The sequence below is a fragment of the Paraburkholderia sp. RL17-337-BIB-A genome (genome assembly GCF_046025895.1).
GTDB lineage: Bacteria > Pseudomonadota > Gammaproteobacteria > Burkholderiales > Burkholderiaceae > Paraburkholderia > Paraburkholderia fungorum_C.
Genome location: NZ_JARESY010000001.1, coordinates 1,138,201 through 1,154,620, shown reverse-complemented (window position 1 = coordinate 1,154,620; position 16,420 = coordinate 1,138,201). Strand labels below are relative to the sequence as shown.

The 16,420-nt window shown below is 62.8% G+C and carries 16 protein-coding genes; 8 read left to right on the top strand and 8 right to left on the bottom strand.

All coding sequences use genetic code 11. The annotated features are described in order from the left end of the window. Positions 1–103: 103 nt before the first annotated feature. From P0D84_RS05440 to P0D84_RS05425, 4 genes are all read right to left on the bottom strand, one after another. The gene (locus tag P0D84_RS05440; protein WP_408333245.1) at positions 104–1,093 is read right to left on the bottom strand and encodes a beta-ketoacyl-ACP synthase III; all 990 of its coding nucleotides are present in this window, start codon (positions 1,091–1,093) and stop codon (positions 104–106) included. Further along, positions 1,093–2,199, bottom strand: a complete 1,107-nt coding sequence (gene plsX, locus P0D84_RS05435) for a phosphate acyltransferase PlsX (RefSeq protein ID WP_179733425.1) — start codon at positions 2,197–2,199, stop codon at positions 1,093–1,095. The genes P0D84_RS05440 and plsX overlap by 1 nt, the downstream gene beginning before the upstream one ends. Before the next feature lie 172 nt (positions 2,200–2,371). Further along, positions 2,372–2,551 carry a 50S ribosomal protein L32 gene (gene rpmF / locus P0D84_RS05430; RefSeq protein ID WP_006051932.1) on the bottom strand — a complete coding sequence of 60 codons (180 nt, stop codon included), beginning with the start codon at positions 2,549–2,551 and terminating at the stop codon, positions 2,372–2,374. Between the two features lie 101 nt (positions 2,552–2,652). Next, a complete protein-coding gene (locus P0D84_RS05425; protein WP_408333241.1) occupies positions 2,653–3,297 on the bottom strand; it encodes a DUF177 domain-containing protein in 645 nt (214 codons plus the stop codon). Between the two features lie 225 nt (positions 3,298–3,522). On the opposite strand from P0D84_RS05425, the gene P0D84_RS05420 reads away from it, so the two are divergent. Together P0D84_RS05420 and P0D84_RS05415 are read left to right on the top strand one after the other, a co-directional pair. Continuing rightward, positions 3,523–4,140: a Maf-like protein gene (locus tag P0D84_RS05420; protein ID WP_408333239.1), complete on the top strand. Its 618-nt coding sequence runs from the start codon at positions 3,523–3,525 to the stop codon at positions 4,138–4,140. Then, complete coding sequence (locus P0D84_RS05415; RefSeq protein WP_408333236.1) at positions 4,137–4,856, top strand: SAM-dependent methyltransferase; 720 nt, start codon at positions 4,137–4,139, stop codon at positions 4,854–4,856. The genes P0D84_RS05420 and P0D84_RS05415 overlap by 4 nt, the downstream gene beginning before the upstream one ends. Positions 4,857–5,019: 163 nt before the next feature. Here the strand turns inward: P0D84_RS05415 and P0D84_RS05410 are convergent, their stop codons facing one another. From P0D84_RS05410 to P0D84_RS05395, 4 genes are read right to left on the bottom strand one after another with little or no spacing between them, the layout of a single operon-like run. Further along, on the bottom strand, positions 5,020–6,024 hold the full coding sequence (locus P0D84_RS05410) for a S49 family peptidase (protein WP_408333233.1): 1,005 nt from the start codon (positions 6,022–6,024) through the stop codon (positions 5,020–5,022). A 34-nt stretch (positions 6,025–6,058) separates the two neighbouring features. Further along, complete coding sequence (locus tag P0D84_RS05405; protein WP_408333230.1) at positions 6,059–6,463, bottom strand: Rieske (2Fe-2S) protein; 405 nt, start codon at positions 6,461–6,463, stop codon at positions 6,059–6,061. Beyond that, entirely contained in the window at positions 6,460–7,119 is a 660-nt protein-coding gene (locus tag P0D84_RS05400; protein ID WP_179733436.1) for an HAD-IA family hydrolase, read from the bottom strand. Before P0D84_RS05400 ends, P0D84_RS05405 begins: the two co-directional genes overlap by 4 nt. Next, a complete protein-coding gene (locus P0D84_RS05395) occupies positions 7,112–8,137 on the bottom strand; it encodes an RluA family pseudouridine synthase (protein ID WP_408339688.1) in 1,026 nt (341 codons plus the stop codon). The genes P0D84_RS05400 and P0D84_RS05395 overlap by 8 nt, the downstream gene beginning before the upstream one ends. 731 nt (positions 8,138–8,868) lie before the next feature. Between P0D84_RS05395 and P0D84_RS05390 the strand changes: the two genes are divergently transcribed. From P0D84_RS05390 to P0D84_RS05365, 6 genes are all read left to right on the top strand, one after another. Next, complete coding sequence (locus P0D84_RS05390; RefSeq protein ID WP_408333226.1) at positions 8,869–12,177, top strand: Rne/Rng family ribonuclease; 3,309 nt, start codon at positions 8,869–8,871, stop codon at positions 12,175–12,177. Positions 12,178–12,431: 254 nt separating this feature from the next. Further along, a complete protein-coding gene (moaA, locus tag P0D84_RS05385; RefSeq protein WP_408333224.1) occupies positions 12,432–13,541 on the top strand; it encodes a GTP 3',8-cyclase MoaA in 1,110 nt (369 codons plus the stop codon). A 12-nt stretch (positions 13,542–13,553) separates the two neighbouring features. Next, positions 13,554–14,168: a molybdenum cofactor guanylyltransferase MobA gene (gene mobA, locus P0D84_RS05380; protein ID WP_408333221.1), complete on the top strand. Its 615-nt coding sequence runs from the start codon at positions 13,554–13,556 to the stop codon at positions 14,166–14,168. Between the two features lie 76 nt (positions 14,169–14,244). Next, positions 14,245–15,546: a molybdopterin molybdotransferase MoeA gene (moeA, locus tag P0D84_RS05375; RefSeq protein WP_408333219.1), complete on the top strand. Its 1,302-nt coding sequence runs from the start codon at positions 14,245–14,247 to the stop codon at positions 15,544–15,546. Between the two features lie 102 nt (positions 15,547–15,648). Beyond that, positions 15,649–15,924: a hypothetical protein gene (locus P0D84_RS05370; protein ID WP_028199219.1), complete on the top strand. Its 276-nt coding sequence runs from the start codon at positions 15,649–15,651 to the stop codon at positions 15,922–15,924. Beyond that, positions 15,924–16,412, top strand: a complete 489-nt coding sequence (locus P0D84_RS05365; RefSeq protein WP_408333216.1) for a GNAT family N-acetyltransferase — start codon at positions 15,924–15,926, stop codon at positions 16,410–16,412. Before P0D84_RS05370 ends, P0D84_RS05365 begins: the two co-directional genes overlap by 1 nt. Positions 16,413–16,420 lie beyond the last annotated feature (8 nt).

The following is a 16,420-nucleotide window of genomic DNA, read 5'->3' as shown; positions in this document are numbered from 1 at the left end:
CAAAATCGATGTTGTCAGATGTGGGTGGCGCGCCCGATGGATTGAGAACGCGCTCAAGCGTAGCCAGGCGCCACGAAGACCGCTCGCCATAACGTCGCCGCTATCAGTAGCGGATTACCGACGCGCCCCACGTGAAGCCGCCGCCGACGCCTTCGATCAGCACGTTCTGGCCGCGCTTGATGCGGCCGTCGCGCACTGCGACGTCAAATGCGAGCGGAATGGACGCAGCCGACGTATTGCCGTGCTCGCCCACCGTGACGACCATGCGCTCCTGCGGCAAGCCAAGCTTGCGACAGGTACTTTGCATAATGCGGATGTTGGCCTGGTGCGGGATCAGCCAATCGACCTGCCCGGCCGACAGATTGGCCTTGGCGAGTGCCTCGACCGCGACCTTCTCGAGCACATTGACGGCGAGCTTGAACACCGCCTGCCCGTCCATATGCAGGAACGCGCTGCCTTCGATCACGCCGCCGTTCACATTGCCCGGCGTGCAGAGAATGTTCGAATGGCTGCCGTCGGCGTGCAATGCGCTGGCCAGCACACCCGGTTCTTCGGATGCCTGCAGGATCACCGCGCCCGCCCCGTCGCCGAACAGCACGCACGTGGCGCGGTCCTTGAAATCGAGAATGCGCGAAAAGGTTTCCGCGCCGATCACGAGCGCGGTGCGATGCTGGCCACTGCGAATGAAACTGTCCGCGGTCGCCACCGCATAAGCGAAGCCGGAACAGACGGCCTGCACGTCGAATGCCGCGCCGTGGTTCTTGATGCCGAGCTTGTTCTGCAACAGGCACGCCGTACTCGGAAACACGAAGTCCGGCGTGGAGGTTGCAACGATGATCAGATCGATGGATTGCGGATCGATATCAGCCGCTTCGATCGCGCGCTGCGAGGCGATCAGCGCCAGATCGCTGGTGGTGACATCGGGTTCGGCGAAGTGGCGCGCATGGATGCCCGTGCGGGCAACGATCCACTCGTCGCTCGTCTCGACGCCCTGGCTGGCAAGACGTTCAGCCAGATCCTGATTGGTGACGCGGCCGGGCGGCAGATAGCTGCCGGTGCCGATCACGCGGGAATAAATTGTGGATTGAGCCATTATGCCTTCGAGGATTGCGCAGCGTAGGGCTCGGCCGGCTGGCCTGCGATCGGGCTTGCGTGACCCGCACCGCTTGCGTCGCGCGCCGCCTGTTCAAGAGAACCTGCGTTCTCTTCCATTGCTCGCGCAAGGCGTTCCAGCACGCCGTTTTTGACGGCATCATACCCGCGTTTGATAGCCCACTCAAACCCGTAGGCATCCGCCGAGCCATGGCTTTTGATCACCAGCCCGCGCAGGCCCAGCAATGCGGCCCCATTGTATTGCCGATGATCGACGCGCTTCTTGAAGCGCATCAATACCGGTAACGCGAGCACCGCCATCACCTTGGTGAGCCACGAGCGGCCGAACTCTTCCTTGATGATGTCGTTGAGCATCTGCGCGAGGCCTTCCGACGTCTTCAGCGCGACATTGCCGACAAAACCATCGCAGACGATGACGTCGACCGTGCCCTTGAAGATGTCGTTGCCTTCAACGTTGCCGTGAAAGTTAAGTGTACTCGCGCGCAGCAATTCGCCGGCACGTTTGATGGTGTCGTTACCCTTGATGACTTCTTCACCGATGTTGAGCAGGCCGATGGTGGGCCGCTCCTTACCTTCGAGCGCCGACACGAGTGCGTGCCCCATCTCCGCGAACTGCAGCAGATGCTGCGGCTCGCAGTCGACGTTGGCGCCCAGGTCGAGCATCGTTGTGTAGCCATCGGGATTGGGCAGCGCGAACGCGATGGCCGGGCGCTCAATGCCCGGCAGCGTTTTCAGCACATAGCGCGATACCGCCATCAGCGCACCGGTGTTGCCGGCGGAAATGCAGGCTTGCGCCTCGCCTTCCTTGACGCGGTTCAGCGCCACGCGCATGGACGAATCTTTTTTCTTGCGCAGCGCGACTTCAACCGGATCGTCCATGGCGACGATCTCGGAAGCGGGTACGACGGTCAGCGCCGGCAGGTCTTGAGCCTTCAACTTCTTCAGTTGCGCACGAATCGCACTTTCAATGCCGACGAGCAGCAGTTGCGCGTCGGGATGCGAACGAACGAAGTTAACGGCAGCGGGAACGGTCACGGACGGGCCGTGGTCGCCTCCCATGCAATCTATCGTGAGCTTTACTGTCATGGAGTGCGACGAATTTCAGGCGCCCTGCATGGGACCGCAATAAGCGCTAAAGCGCCAACTGCGATCGACACAAAAAAGCGGCAGTTGAATGCCGCCTTTTTGCCGAGCCGGGAAAATGTCAAGCGAGCCGATCGCCACGCGAAACGCCAAGGGGCGCAACGCAGTGAAACGATTAGTCGTTCTTCGTCTTGACGACTTTCTTGCCGCGATAGTAGCCGTTCGGGCTAACGTGGTGACGCAGATGCACTTCGCCCGTGCTCGGTTCCACGGCCAGCGGCGCTGCCGTCAGGAAATCGTGCGAACGGTGCATGCCGCGCTTCGACGGCGACTTCTTATTTTGTTGAACTGCCATGACTAACTCCTAAAAATTTTCCGAATTCTAACACAGCCCGACCCGGTGTCCGCCATTGGCCGAATGACCAATGCGCCCGTGCCGCGCTCCCATGCAACTGTTCAGTGCTTCTTGTCGCCCGGCTCACCGCGCTTGAGACTTTCGAGCGCCGCAAACGGATTGGGCCGCTCGGGCTTTCCGCCCTCACCAGCTTCGTCCGGCGCAGCCTCGTCGCCCTCGCCTTCTGCTCCAGCCACACCAGAGACGAGGCTCTCGTGCACTTCGGGGCAAACCTCGTGCTTGGGCACGAGCGGCAAGGAAAGCAGCAACTCTTCTTCGATCAAGTCGATGAGATCGAACTGGCGCGAGCCCACGATCACTTCGACTTCATCCTCGTCGAGCGGAAACTCTTCGGCTTCCGCCTCAGTGTTGACGATCCGGTAAGTTGCATCGACATTGAACGCCTGCAGATACGGCGTCATGCACCGCTGACATTCGAGCCATGCAGCGCCGTGAATCGCGAGCCTGAGATAAGGCTGCGGACCCTCAGTGCCGTCGTCCTGCAATTCCGGCTGCGTCGCCCCTTCGGCTTGCCAGGTGAACGCGGCATCGCGGTCTGGCGCTTCTGCCGGGACTTCGTTTAACATGCGCGGCAGTTGCGAGACGCGCACGACACCCGCGGCCTGACGCCCACTCCGCGCAAATTCGAACAGATCGATATCGTGCGGGTCGGATAGACCAGCAGGGTTGCCAGGATGTTGAGTCATGTGCGCTCCTGCGTCGGCAAGGATTTCGCCGGGGATAAACCGGTTGCAATGCAGCGGCTTGCAAAGCCGCCCGAGGAACTCAAAAAAGCCCGCTCGCGCAATAGCATACCGATGAAAAGCCCGAAATCATATCCGTTTTGTCTTTTCGAGTCAAACACTTAAGCCCGTACACGTGCGACATCCGCACAACCCCGTACGACCCGCCTCTCTAGCCGTTGGTTGACCATGTCAGATTCCCCCAATCGCCCGCCACGCCTGATTCTGGCGTCGAGTTCGCCTTATCGTCGCGGGTTGCTCGAGCGCCTGCGCATTCCGTTCGATATCGCAGTACCGGCGATCGACGAGACGCCGCTTGCCGGCGAAACGCCTGAAGCGACCGCGCTGCGCCTCGCCGAGGCGAAGGCCCGCGCGGTTGCGGACAAGCTCGGCGTCAGTGAAGCCGCGCTCGTGATCGGCTCCGATCAGGTCGCCACCTATGACGGCTTGCAGATCGGCAAGCCCGGCACGCACGACAAGGCACTCGCCCAGCTGCAGGCGATGCGCGGCCGCGAAGTGCTGTTTCATAGTGCGTTGTGCCTGTTCGACAGTCGTTCGGGAACGGCGCAAGCCGTAGACGTCATTACCCGCGTGCAATTCCGCGACCTGCCGGACGCGGCGCTAGACGCGTATCTGCGCGCTGAAACACCCTACGACGTCGCGGGCAGCGCCAAATCCGAAGGTCTCGGCATTGCATTGCTCGAAGCCATTCACTCGGACGACCCGACCGCGTTGGTCGGCCTGCCATTGATCGCACTGTCGCGCATGCTGCTCGCAGTGGGCTATCCACTCCTGGGGGCAGCATGAGCGGCACCTTATATCTGATCCCGAACACGCTCGGCGAAGGCGACGCCGACGCGCTCGATGCCGTCCTGCCCGCGCCGGTCCGGGCGCGCGCGGCATCGCTGCACTATTACATCGGCGAAAACGCGAAAACCACCCGTGCTTTTCTGAAGAAGGTCGGCACTGAAAAGCCGATTCAGGAAATCGAGATTCGTGAATTGAACGTCAACACGCCGGCGGGCGAAATTGACAAGCTGCTCGCGCCGTTGCTGGCCGGCACGGATGCGGGTTTGGTGTCCGAAGCCGGCTGCCCGGCAGTCGCGGACCCAGGCGCCCTGCTGGTGCGCCGTGCGCACGAGCGCGGCGTGAAGGTCGTGCCGCTTGTTGGACCGAGTTCGATTTTGCTGGCACTGATGGCTTCCGGCCTGAACGGCCAGAGTTTTGCGTTCCACGGTTACCTGCCGGTCGACGCCATCGAACGGGCCAAGCGTCTGCGCGAACTGGAGCAACAGTCGCGCAAAGGCAAGCAGACGCAAATCTTTATCGAGACGCCGTATCGCAATCGCGCCTTGCTCGACACGTTGCTGGCGACCTGCGCGCCGTCGACTCTGGTTTGCGTTGCAGTCGATCTGACGCTGGAGACGGAAAACATCGCCAGCCGCACTGTGGCCGACTGGAAAAAGAAACCGGCTATCGATCTGCACAAGCGGCCCGCAATTTTTTTGATTCTGGCCGTCTGATCGTTGCTGCAACTTAACCGTTATCCGCGAACCGGGTCGTGCCCGCTTACCAGATCGACTGAGCGCTCCCATCGCTCAACTCGCCGATCGCCGCTCAATGGGAAGAAAAAAAGCCCCGCGCGGCCATCACTTGGCCGCGCGGGGCTTTTTCACAGGCAAATAATCACCGCAAGCTCATCTTCCCGCCAAGCGCCATCGCGTGAACGGCGCCACTGCCAACCGCCGCGCCGAATTTGCGCGCTACGCGGTCCGTAATGCTCTCTTTAACCGTGTAGTCGACGATATCCGGGGCCTTGAAAAGCTCGCGGGCGACGTAATCCGCGTCGCCAAAACCGTCTGCGAGTCCCAGCTCGACACTCTTCTGCCCTGTCCAGAAAAGGCCAGAAAACATATCCGGCGTTTCGTGAAGCCGCTTGCCACGGCCCTGACGGACGGCGTCGATGAACTGAGCATGGATCTGATCGAGCATATCTTGCGCATGTTCGTCCATCTTCGGCGTTTCCGGCGAGAACGGGTCGAAAAAGCCTTTGTTCTCACCCGAAGTGTGCAGACGACGCTGAATCCCCAGCTTATCCATCAGGCCAGTAAAGCCGAAGCTATCCATCAGCACGCCAATCGAGCCGACGATGCTCGCCTTGTCGACGTAAATCTTGTCAGCCGCCGCGGCTGCATAATAGCCGCCTGACGCGCACATATCGCCGACCACAACGTACAACGGGATCGACGGATACTTGGCGCGCAGCCGGTGAATCTCGTTGTAGATGATGCCCGCCTGCACCGGACTGCCACCGGGGCTATTGCAGCGCAGAATCACGCCTGCCGTGCCCGAGTCGTCGAATGCACTTTCCAGTGCCGTGTTGATATCTTCTGCGTTCGCGTTCGTATCGGCGGAGATTTCGCCGTCAATTGTCACCATTGCCGTATGCCGGCCGGTGGTGGAGACCTTGTCGCCAGAGAAATCGAAGGCACCCCATACCGCTAACAGCAAGACGATCAGGAACACAAAGCGGAAAAAGATCTTCCAGCGGCGAGCCGCCCGCTGCTCAGTAATTGCCGCAAGCGCAATGCGCTCGAGCGCGGCGCGCTCCCAGCCCGGCTGATCGGCAGGCGTGCGGGTGCGGCCTGTCAGGGACGGTTCCTTCGGTTCAGGAGTCAAATTGTCGGACATGCGATGCAGTGGAAAGGTCGAAGAGGAGAAAAAATCAGGGCGTGGTGGGACGCAGTTCGCCATCGGGCAGCCAGAATACGGCGCGGCCTTCAGGTGTATCCCGCTCATCAACCTGAACCGGACGCAACCGCCCGCCGCGGCACGGGCCACCCACGCATTTGCCCGTATCAGGCGCGTAAATCGCGCCATGTGTGGCGCACATCAAGTATAAACCGGACGATTCGAAGAACTGCCCTTCGGCCCAGTCGAGTTCCATGGGCACGTGGGCGCAGCGATTCAGATAGCCGTAGGCACGGCCATCGTAGCGAACAAAAAATACCACTACGTCGCTACCGCCCAGCATGGCCGCGCGCCGTACGCCCGTACCTCCATCGACCAGTTCGTCGGACGCGCAAATGCGAACCGCTTCCGTGGCCGCTTCGCTCGTGCCGCCGCTCATGCGTTCTCTCGCAGCCAGCCGGACAGCGCGCTCACGCTCGACGCGACGAATTTCGGCGACAACGCGGTCAGCGAGCCGGCCGGATGCGCTCCGTACGTCACGCCGATGCCCGCCACGCCCGCGTTGATCGCCATCTGCAGATCGTGCGTCGTATCGCCGACCATCACAGTGCGCACCGGATCCTGCCCCAGTTCACGCGTGAGTTCATGCAGCATGGCCGGATGGGGTTTGGAGAAGGTTTCGTCGGCGCAACGCGTGCCGTCGAACAGGCTCGTCAGACGCGATTGATCGAGCGCGCGGTTCAGCCCAACGCGGCTCTTGCCGGTCGCCACCGCCAGCAGATAGCCCTGATCGCGCAAATCCTGCAACATCTCGCGCACGCCGACGAACAGTTCGGTAGTCTGGTCCTTTACTAGATAGTGGAAGCGGTAGCGCTCCGCCAGACGCGGGTAATCGACCGGATCGAGCGTGGGCGCGGCGATCTGCAGCGCGTCACGCAAGCCGAGGCCAATCACGTAGCTGGCGGCCTCGTCGGCGGGAACCGGCAAGCCGAGATCGCGGCATGCCGACTGGATGCTGCGCGTGATGTGCGCGGTCGAATCCATCAGCGTCCCGTCCCAGTCGAAGACGATCAGATCAAATTGCTCTCTAGCCATGCGGTGTCGTCTCCGGGTTTGACCCATTTCGTAATTCATTGAGCTGCGCAACGAAACTGCGGCACTCGGCCGGCAGCGGCGCCTCGAACTGCACGGGCGCGCCGGTTGCCGGGTGCGTCAGCTTAAGCCGGTAGGCGTGCAGGAACATGCGTTTCAGGCCTGGCTTCGCGTTGGCGCGCGCCAGCGCCTTATTCAGCGCGAAGTCGCCGTATTTTGCATCGCCGACGATCGGCAGTTCCAGATGCTGCAAATGGACGCGAATCTGATGCGTACGCCCGGTCTTCAGCTCCGCTTCGAGCAGCGCGTACTCCGGCCATTTGTCGACCAGATTGAACACCGTGTGCGACGCGAGGCCGTCGGCCTGGACACGCACACGCCGTTCGCCGTCCGCGGTCAAATACTTGTGCAGCGGCTCCTTGACCGCGCGGCGGCGGCCCCAGTCGCTCGCCCACTCGCCATGGACGCACGCATAGTAGCGCTTATCCATCTTGTTCTCGCGAATCTGCTCGTGCAGATTGACCAGCGCGGCGCGTTTCTTGGCAAGCATCAGGATGCCGGACGTCTCACGATCCAGCCGATGCACCAATTCGAGGAATTTCGCCTGCGGCCGCGCCTCGCGCATCTGTTCGATCACGCCGAACGCGACGCCGCTGCCTCCGTGGACCGCCACGCCAGCTGGTTTGTCGATCACGAGCATGTGCTCGTCTTCAAAAATAATTTTGAAATCCGCGCTCGGCACCGGTGCCTGGGCAATCGCCTCGTTGGGTTGAGCAACGCGAATGGGCGGCACACGCACCAGATCGCCCAGTTCGAGGCGGTACTGCGCGTCTATCCGGCCCTTGTTCACCCGCACTTCCCCGCTGCGCAGGATGCGGTAAATATGGCTTTTCGGCACGCCTTTACAGACGCGCAACAGGAAATTATCAATGCGCTGTCCGGCCGCACTGTCGTCGATCTCGATCATCGAGACCTGGTCACTTGCGACCGATTTCTGGGATATTTTGCCTAACTCTTTCATTATGAATATAATTTGCCCAGCAGTCTGCGGCGGCCGGCGCAGTGTCCGGAATTCGGGCGGATTGCGCAGGTGCAAGCGATAAACCGTTATTTTACTTGCGCCGGGGTCTGGTTGCTCACCCCGAAAATGAGATGCAACATGTTGCACGCACGAAGTCAGTGCCCGGCAGGGACGGCGCCCACAGGCGCGTTCGGTCAAGGTCAGCTTCGACGGTAACGGAATTTTGGTCAAAAAGAATTTAACTTTCAGCTTCGGTATCGGGCGGTCTGACGCCCTGTTGTACGAAGCTGCCGGTTGCGAAAATACGGCGTGCGCCCGAGGCGTCTTGTAGAAAATACAAGACATGGCGACGTCAAAATGAGGCGAGACACCCCCAGCGAGAAAAGACGCGCCGACTGCGCGAACTTCCCGTTGCGGCATGACCGCAGCCTTCGACCCTCCGGTCACGCGCCCAGTTGGCGCACCGGCGCGAGTGGACGAAAGGCTTATGAAGGTCTGCTGGCAGAACCCGCGGCGTGTCGGGTCGTTATTTGAAGCCGTGTTCGCATGTGCCCTGCGGCACCGTGCCCATTTTCAAGGGGACCGGGCCCTCTCAGGCAATTCTCCCGCCATTTTTCCCGCTCCAGCGTGCTTGTGAAAACACAATAAGGCGCGGCATGCCGCTGCCCTCCTCGCTCTCGCGACTGACAACCGCGCAGCTGAGGGCTAGCTAAGCCGCCTGGAGCCGTTCAATGAAACGAATGTTGTTCAACGCGACGCAGCAGGAAGAACTGCGCGTTGCCATCGTCGATGGGCAAAAACTCATCGATATCGACATCGAAACCGCCGGGCGCGAACAGCGCAAAGGCAATATTTACAAGGGCATCATCACCCGCATCGAGCCGTCGCTCGAGGCCTGTTTCGTCAACTACGGCGAAGACCGCCACGGCTTTTTGCCGTTCAAGGAAGTCGCCCGCCAGTATTTCCGTGACGGCGTCGATATGCGCTCCGCGCGCATTCAGGACGCCCTGAAAGAAGGCCAGGAACTGATCGTTCAGGTCGAAAAGGAAGAGCGCGGCAACAAGGGCGCGGCCCTTACTACGTTCATCTCGCTCGCCGGCCGGTATCTGGTTTTGATGCCGAACAACCCGCGCGGCGGCGGCGTATCGCGCCGGATCGAAGGCGACGACCGTCAGGAACTGCGCGAAACCATGGCGCAGCTGCAATTGCCGGAAGGCATGAGCATCATCGCGCGCACGGCCGGCATTGGCCGCAGCGCCGAAGAGCTGCAGTGGGACCTGAACTACCTGATGCAACTGTGGCGTGCCATCGAGGCCGCGTCGCAAAGCGGTTCGAGCGGCCAGCCGATGCTGATTTATCTCGAATCGAGTCTGGTGATCCGCGCGATTCGCGACTATTTCCAGCCGGATATCGGCGAAATCCTGATCGACACCACCGAAATCCATGACCAGGCCCGCGCCTTCATGGATATCGTGATGCCGGACAATGTCAGCAAGGTGAAGCGGTATCACGACGACGTGCCGCTGTTCTCGCGCTTCCAGATCGAACACCAGATCGAAACCGCGTACTCGCGCACGGTGCCGCTGCCCTCCGGCGGCGCAATCGTGATCGACCACACGGAAGCGCTGGTCGCGATCGACGTGAACTCGGCACGCGCCACCAAGGGCGCCGACATCGAGGAAACGGCGGCACGCACCAACCTCGAAGCCGCCGACGAAGTGGCCCGCCAGTTGCGCCTGCGCGACCTGGGCGGCCTGATCGTGATCGACTTCATCGACATGGAATCGGCCAAGAGCCAGCGTGAAGTCGAGCAACGCCTGAAAGACGCTTTGAAGCACGACCGTGCACGCGTCCAGATGGGCAAGATCTCGCGCTTCGGCCTGATGGAGCTGTCGCGCCAACGTCTGCGTCCGGCTTTGTCGGAAGGTAGCCACGTGACCTGCCCGCGCTGTAACGGTACGGGCCACATCCGCGATACCGAATCGTCCGCGCTGCAAGTGCTGCGGATCATTCAGGAAGAAGCGATGAAGGAAAACACCGCGGCAATCCATTGCCAGGTGCCGGTCGAAGTGACCGCCTTCCTGTTGAACGAAAAGCGCGCTGAAATCAACAAGATCGAGTCGCGTTTCAAGGTCAACGTCGTTCTGATCCCGAACAAGCACCTCGACACGCCGCATTACAAGCTCGAGCGCCTGCGTCACGACGATGCGCGCCTCGACGAACCGCGCGCCTCGTGGAAGATGGCTGAGGAAGCAGCCCGCGAACTGGAATCGGAAACCGGTTACAGCAAGCGCGCCGAGGAAGTGAAGCCGAAGCAGGAAGCAGCGGTCAAGGGCATCACGCCTGAGAAGCCGGCCCCGAGTGCGCCGGTCCGTCCGGTGGCAACGCCGGCTCCGGTGGCTGTCACCCCGGCTGGCGGTGGCTTTATCGGCTGGTTGAAGAATCTGTTCGGCATGCAGCCGGCCGCACCGGCGCCTGCCGCATCGGCTACGACCGAAAAGCAGACGCGTCCGCAACGCGGCGAACGCACGGAGCGCGGTGAGCGCACCGGCGAACGCGGCGGCGATCGCAACCGCAATCGCCGTGGCGGCGTTGGCAGCCGCGATGCAGCAGGCCGTGCCGAAGGCACGACCGGCGGCCGTCAGGCTCAAGCTCAGCAGCCGCCGCAGCGTCGCGAGGAACGCGAACCGCGCGAAGGCCGTGAGGCACGCGAAGGTCGTGAACCGCGTGAAGCACGTGAAGCGCGCGAGCCGCGTGGCAATCGTGAGCCGCGCGAGGTCCGCGAAGGCCGTGAACCACGCGAGGCTCGTGAGCCGCGTGAAGGTCGCGAGGGCCGCGAAAACCGTGACCGCGACAATCGCGGCAACGATCGTGCGGCGGAAACCGTCGACGGCGCACCGCGCGCCGAGCGTGGTGAGCGCCCGGAACGCGGCGAACGTCGTGAGCGTGGCGAGCGCGCTGAACGTGGCGAACGCCGCAAGCAACAGCCGGAAGCGGCAGATGCACTGACGCAAAACGACGCACTGACGGCGGAAGAACTGGCGCAAAACCAGGCCGCCTTGGGCGAAAACGGTGCGCCGGTCGACCAGGAAGCGGTGGCGCGTGAAGGTGAAGAGCGCCGTCGTCGCCGTCGCGGCCGCCGGGGTGGTCGTCGTGAGCGTGAAGAAGACGTGAACGGCAATCTGGCTGCGGACGTCGCGGAAGCTGAAGGCGACAACGCCAATGTGACCGACGAAGCGCCGGTGCGTACCGCGCATCAACCGGTTGAGCACAAAGCTGAAGTCAACGAGGTCAAACCGGTGGAAGTGGTTGTCGCTGCCGTTGCGACGGAAACCACTGTCGTCAGTGAACTGCATGCTGCAGTCGAATCGCCGGCTCTGGCCGTCGAGAAGGCTGCCAGGACGGAAACGGTTGTGCCGGTCGCAGAAGCGCCGGTGACACCGGTTGCCGTCGAGCAAGTAGCGGAAGCGCCGGTGGCGCCAGCCGTTGCCGCGCCGGTCGAAGCCGCCCAAGCTGCACCGGCCGCGAGCGAGACGGTTTCACTCGTCGAACCGGTTGCTCACGTTGAAGCTCCCGTTGTAGCTCGGGTGGAAACGCCCGTTGAAGCTCGGGTCGAAACGCCGGCAGTTGCGCCGGTAGTCGAAGCGCACGCCGCACCGGCTCCGGTAGAAACCGCAGCTCCGGCGGCCGTGGTCGAAGCACCGGCCGCTCAGCCGGCGCCGCAAGCCGAAATCGTCGAACCGCAGCCGGTAGTTGCAGCGGTCGCTCCGGCAGTTGAGCCGGCAGCAGTCGAGCCGGCACCCGTCGCAGTTGCTCCGCAAACACCGCGTAACGACGGTGTGTCGGAGGAAGCCCTGAAGCCGGTGCTGGAACAAGCCGGTCTCGTCTGGGTGAACACGGACGCCGACAAGCTGCGGGCCGCGCAGGAAGCTGCTGCTCAAGCGGCCAAGCCGGTTCGCGTGGGTCGCGAGCGTAAGGCGTTGCCGCCGGTTGAAACCGCGCCGATGCAAATGGTGGAAACGGGTAAGCACCCGCAGTAAGCGAACCGCCGCCACGCAAAAAGCCCGCCCTCATCGGCGGGCTTTTTGTTTTTATGGGCGCCGCGCGGCCAACCCTTGCGGCGCGCTTTATGCGGCTCCCCGTATACCCCGACAGCGTCCGGGGTCCAGCAGCCGCCGCATGCATTTCCGCTAGAATGAAGATCCAGGTGCCAATCGCAGCATTAATCGCAGCGCCAAGCAGCAACCAGACAGCACCTGAGCAGCCCAAAACGAAGCATCAAGCGAAGCAATTCATGTCCCGACGTATCATCCCTGTTGCCGATCTCAGCGCGGTGCCGGTCATCTCCGGCCCGGTGCAGGCGCCTAACGGCGCCCTGCATGACACGCTAGCGCGCCCGCTGCGCGATCTGCGCATATCGGTGACGGATCGCTGCAATTTCCGCTGCGTCTACTGTATGCCGCGCGCGGTGTTCGACAAGGATTACGCGTTCTTGCCGCATAGCGCGCTGCTCAGCTTCGAAGAAATCGAACGTTTAGCGCGGCTCTTCGTCGCACATGGCGTGGAGAAAATCCGCCTTACGGGCGGCGAGCCGTTGCTGCGCAAAAATCTGGAATACCTGATCGAACGGCTCGCGCAACTCACCACGCCGGCAGGCCGCCCACTCGATCTAACGCTGACCACCAACGGTTCACTGCTGGAGCGCAAGGCGCGCAGCCTGAAAGACGCCGGCCTGACCCGCGTGACCGTGAGTCTCGACGCGCTCGACGACACCCTGTTTCGCCGCATGAACGACGCCGACTTCGCGGTCGCCGACGTGCTGGACGGAATCGCCGCGGCTCACGCCGCGGGCCTTGCGCCGGTGAAGGTCAACATGGTCGTCAAGCGCGGCACCAACGACAGCCAGATCGTGCCGATGGCGCGCCACTTCAAAGGCTCGGGTGCGGTCTTGCGTTTCATCGAGTACATGGACGTGGGCACGTCGAACGGCTGGAACATGACTGAAGTGCTGCCTTCCGCCGAGGTCGTGACGCGGATCGCCGAACATTTCCCACTCGTACCGCTCGAGGCGCACAGTGCAGCCGAAACCGCCCAGCGCTGGGGGTACGTGGACGGCAGCGGCGAAGTCGGCGTGATTTCGAGCGTGACACGCGCGTTTTGCGGCACCTGTACGCGCGCGCGTCTGTCGACCGAGGGCAAGTTATACCTGTGCCTGTTCGCGTCGTCCGGTCACGATCTGCGCGCGTTGCTGCGCAGCGGCGCGAGCGACGCCGATATCGCCACGGCCGTCGCCGAAATCTGGCAAGGCCGCAGCGACCGTTATTCGCAATTGCGCGGCAGCAGCGCCGCCGCGCCGCGCGAGCAGGACGGTCGCCGCGTGGAAATGTCGTATATCGGCGGCTAAACGGCCGAATCCATGAACCCGACACGCGACCACATCACCGGTCTGGTCCTCGCAGGCGGACGCGGCATGCGCATGGGCGGGCTCGACAAAGGACTGCAACCGCTGCACGGCGAGCCGCTCGCGGCCCATGTGCTGAAGCGGCTCGCACCGCAAACCGGCGCCTTGCTGATCAGCGCCAATCGTCACCCTGATGTCTACAGCACACTCGGCGCGCCGTTCGGCGCCAAGGTGCTTGCCGATACCCTGCCCGGCTTTCCCGGACCGCTAGCGGGCCTGCTGGCCGGACTGCGCACCGCCGAAACCGCGTACGTGCTGAGCGCGCCCTGTGATTCGCCGGGACTGCCTGCCGAACTCGCCGACCGGCTCGCGCAGGCGCTCCACTCGAATCAGGCTGACATCGCCACCGTCACGACCACTGACGCCGCGGGCCACGTCTCGCTCCATCCCGTGTTTGCGCTGTTGCGCACGGGTCTCGCAGACGACCTCGCAAGCTTTCTGGAAGCCGGTGAGCGCAAGGTCCGCGCGTGGTACGCACGCCACAGGACGGTCGAAGTCACCTTTGCCGACGAGCGCGCGTTTTACAATATCAATTCGTTACAAGAACTCGCCGACCTCGAACGTTGCTGAGGCCCTGGTTCAAAAATCCCGCTCCGGCCGCACGGCAACAGCCGCTCCCGCCTCTGGTCGCGACGTCTACCCCTTCATGACCACGCTTAACGAATTTTCCCGCTGCGTCACGCAGTACGATCCTCACGCGCTACCCGTCCCGGCCGCTCAGGCGATCGTCCGTCAATGGGCGACGCCCGTCACGGCGGTCGAACGCGTGCCTTTGCGCGACGCGCTCAATCGCGTGCTCGCGGCCGACATCGTCTCGCCGATCGACGTTCCGTCGCACGACAACTCGGCCATGGACGGCTACGCGTTCAATCGCGCGGCCTTGGCGACGAACGAGTCGACGATCGATCTGACGATCGTCGGCAAGGCGCTGGCCGGCCATCCATTCGCGGGCCAGGTGGGCACAACGCAATGCGTGCGCGTCATGACGGGTGCCTGCATGCCGGCTGACTGCGACAGCGTCGTGCCGCAGGAACTCGTCGAGCGCAGTGCCGATTCCACCTCGATTCGCTTTGCGGCCAATGCCGTGCGGGCCGGCGCCAACCGGCGTCTGGCCGGCGAAGATCTCGCTCGCGGTCACGCCGCGCTGCGCGCCGGCCGCATCATGCGCGCGTCGGACCTCGGTTTGCTGGCTTCGCTCGGCATTGGCGAAGTCAACGTGCGGCGGCGTTTGCGCGTCGCATTTTTCTCCACCGGCGACGAATTGCGCTCGCTCGGAGAGCCGCTCGACGCGGGTTCGGTGTACGACAGCAATCGCTACACGCTGTTTGCGATGCTCCGGCGCCTGAACATGGAGACGCTCGATCTCGGGGTGGTGCGCGACGAACCCGCCGCGCTCGAAGCCGCGCTGCGCAGTGCCGCAGCCAGCGCCGACGTGGTGTTGACCTCGGGCGGCGTGTCCGTTGGCGAGGCGGATTTCACCAAGCAATTGCTGCAGACATTCGGCGACGTCGCCTTCTGGAGTCTCGCCATGCGTCCAGGCCGGCCGCTCGCATTTGGGCGCGTCTGGTCCGGCGAGCATCCGGGCCTCGGGCAGCCTGCGCTATTTTTTGGCTTGCCAGGCAATCCCGTGGCTGTGATGGTGGCGTTCTATCAGATCGTCCGCGAAGTGCTGCTGTTGATGTCCGGCGCGACGCCGCAGGCATTGCCGGTCTTGCGCGCCGCCAGCCGCCAGGCAATCCGCAAGCGCGCCGGCCGCACCGAGTTCCAGCGCGGCGTGGCCGAGCGGGACGCGCACGGTCAATGGCATGTCACGCCAACTGGCTCGCAAAGCTCCGGCGTGCTGAGTTCGATGAGCGAGGCCAACTGCTTCATCGTGCTCGGACACGACGAAGCCGAGATTGCCGAGGGTGAGCACGTCGATATCATGCTGTTCGACGGTCTCATCTGATGACGTACTGAGCGCTTCTGTTGTGGCCTCGCTTGCAGCCGGATTTGCAGCCTCATTTTGCAGCTTTACTGATTACCACTTCGACACACGGGTTTGACTTACATGAAAAAACAGATCTCGTTCATTGCACCGGGACAGACAGCCAAAGCACTGATCCTCGTGTACCTGACGTTCTCGGTGCCGATCGTGCTGCTGGGCGTGCTGGTGGCGTTCATCCGCTACGGCTCGGTAGAACTGAGCACGGTGTTCAGCGCCTTGCTGCTGAACGCGATTCTCGGCTTCGTCCTGCTGTGGATTGCGTGCCACGCGTACAACTGGGTGGCATCGCGCTTTGGCGGCATCGAAATCCAGCTGACCGACGCGCCGGAAGAAGCGTAATGTCCGCAACGATCCGCGCCGCGACGCCCGCGGATACGGGCGCAATCTTCGCGCTGACGTACGAGCTGGCCGAATTCGAAAGCCTCACGCACGTATTCGTCGCGACTGAAGACGGTTTGCGTGACGCGCTGTTCGGCGCGCGGCCCTCGATCGAAGCATTGGTGGCGGAAGACGAAGGACGCCTCGTCGGCTATGCGCTGTTCTTCCACAATTACTCGAGCTTCGTCGGCAAGCGCGGGCTGTATCTGGAAGACGTCTACGTGCAACCGGGTCAGCGGGGCAGCGGTCTTGGCACTGCGATACTCGCCCGGCTGGCGGCGCTGGCAGTTGAGCGGCAGTGCGGACGCTTTGAATGGACCGTGCTCGACTGGAATAAGCAGGCCATTAGCTTCTACGAGAAGATGGGCGCGACGGTGATGCCGGATTGGCGTGTCGTGCGCCTCGCGGGTGACGCGCTAGAACGGCTGGCAAGAGGGGCCGCTTCCTGAGTTTGAAC

Coding starts and splice junctions, on each gene's coding strand:
- P0D84_RS05395 (WP_408339688.1), bottom strand. CDS start 8,137: ATGAAAGAGTTAGGCAAAATATCCCAGAAATCGGTCGCAAGTGACCAG.
- P0D84_RS05425 (WP_408333241.1), bottom strand. CDS start 3,297: ATGACTCAACATCCTGGCAACCCTGCTGGTCTATCCGACCCGCACGAT.
- P0D84_RS05405 (WP_408333230.1), bottom strand. CDS start 6,463: ATGAGCGGCGGCACGAGCGAAGCGGCCACGGAAGCGGTTCGCATTTGC.
- P0D84_RS05415 (WP_408333236.1), top strand. CDS start 4,137: ATGAGCGGCACCTTATATCTGATCCCGAACACGCTCGGCGAAGGCGAC.
- P0D84_RS05370 (WP_028199219.1), top strand. CDS start 15,649: ATGAAAAAACAGATCTCGTTCATTGCACCGGGACAGACAGCCAAAGCA.
- mobA (WP_408333221.1), top strand. CDS start 13,554: ATGAACCCGACACGCGACCACATCACCGGTCTGGTCCTCGCAGGCGGA.
- plsX (WP_179733425.1), bottom strand. CDS start 2,199: ATGACAGTAAAGCTCACGATAGATTGCATGGGAGGCGACCACGGCCCG.
- P0D84_RS05420 (WP_408333239.1), top strand. CDS start 3,523: ATGTCAGATTCCCCCAATCGCCCGCCACGCCTGATTCTGGCGTCGAGT.
- moeA (WP_408333219.1), top strand. CDS start 14,245: ATGACCACGCTTAACGAATTTTCCCGCTGCGTCACGCAGTACGATCCT.
- P0D84_RS05410 (WP_408333233.1), bottom strand. CDS start 6,024: ATGTCCGACAATTTGACTCCTGAACCGAAGGAACCGTCCCTGACAGGC.
- P0D84_RS05440 (WP_408333245.1), bottom strand. CDS start 1,093: ATGGCTCAATCCACAATTTATTCCCGCGTGATCGGCACCGGCAGCTAT.
- P0D84_RS05400 (WP_179733436.1), bottom strand. CDS start 7,119: ATGGCTAGAGAGCAATTTGATCTGATCGTCTTCGACTGGGACGGGACG.
- rpmF (WP_006051932.1), bottom strand. CDS start 2,551: ATGGCAGTTCAACAAAATAAGAAGTCGCCGTCGAAGCGCGGCATGCAC.
- moaA (WP_408333224.1), top strand. CDS start 12,432: ATGTCCCGACGTATCATCCCTGTTGCCGATCTCAGCGCGGTGCCGGTC.
- P0D84_RS05390 (WP_408333226.1), top strand. CDS start 8,869: ATGAAACGAATGTTGTTCAACGCGACGCAGCAGGAAGAACTGCGCGTT.
- P0D84_RS05365 (WP_408333216.1), top strand. CDS start 15,924: ATGTCCGCAACGATCCGCGCCGCGACGCCCGCGGATACGGGCGCAATC.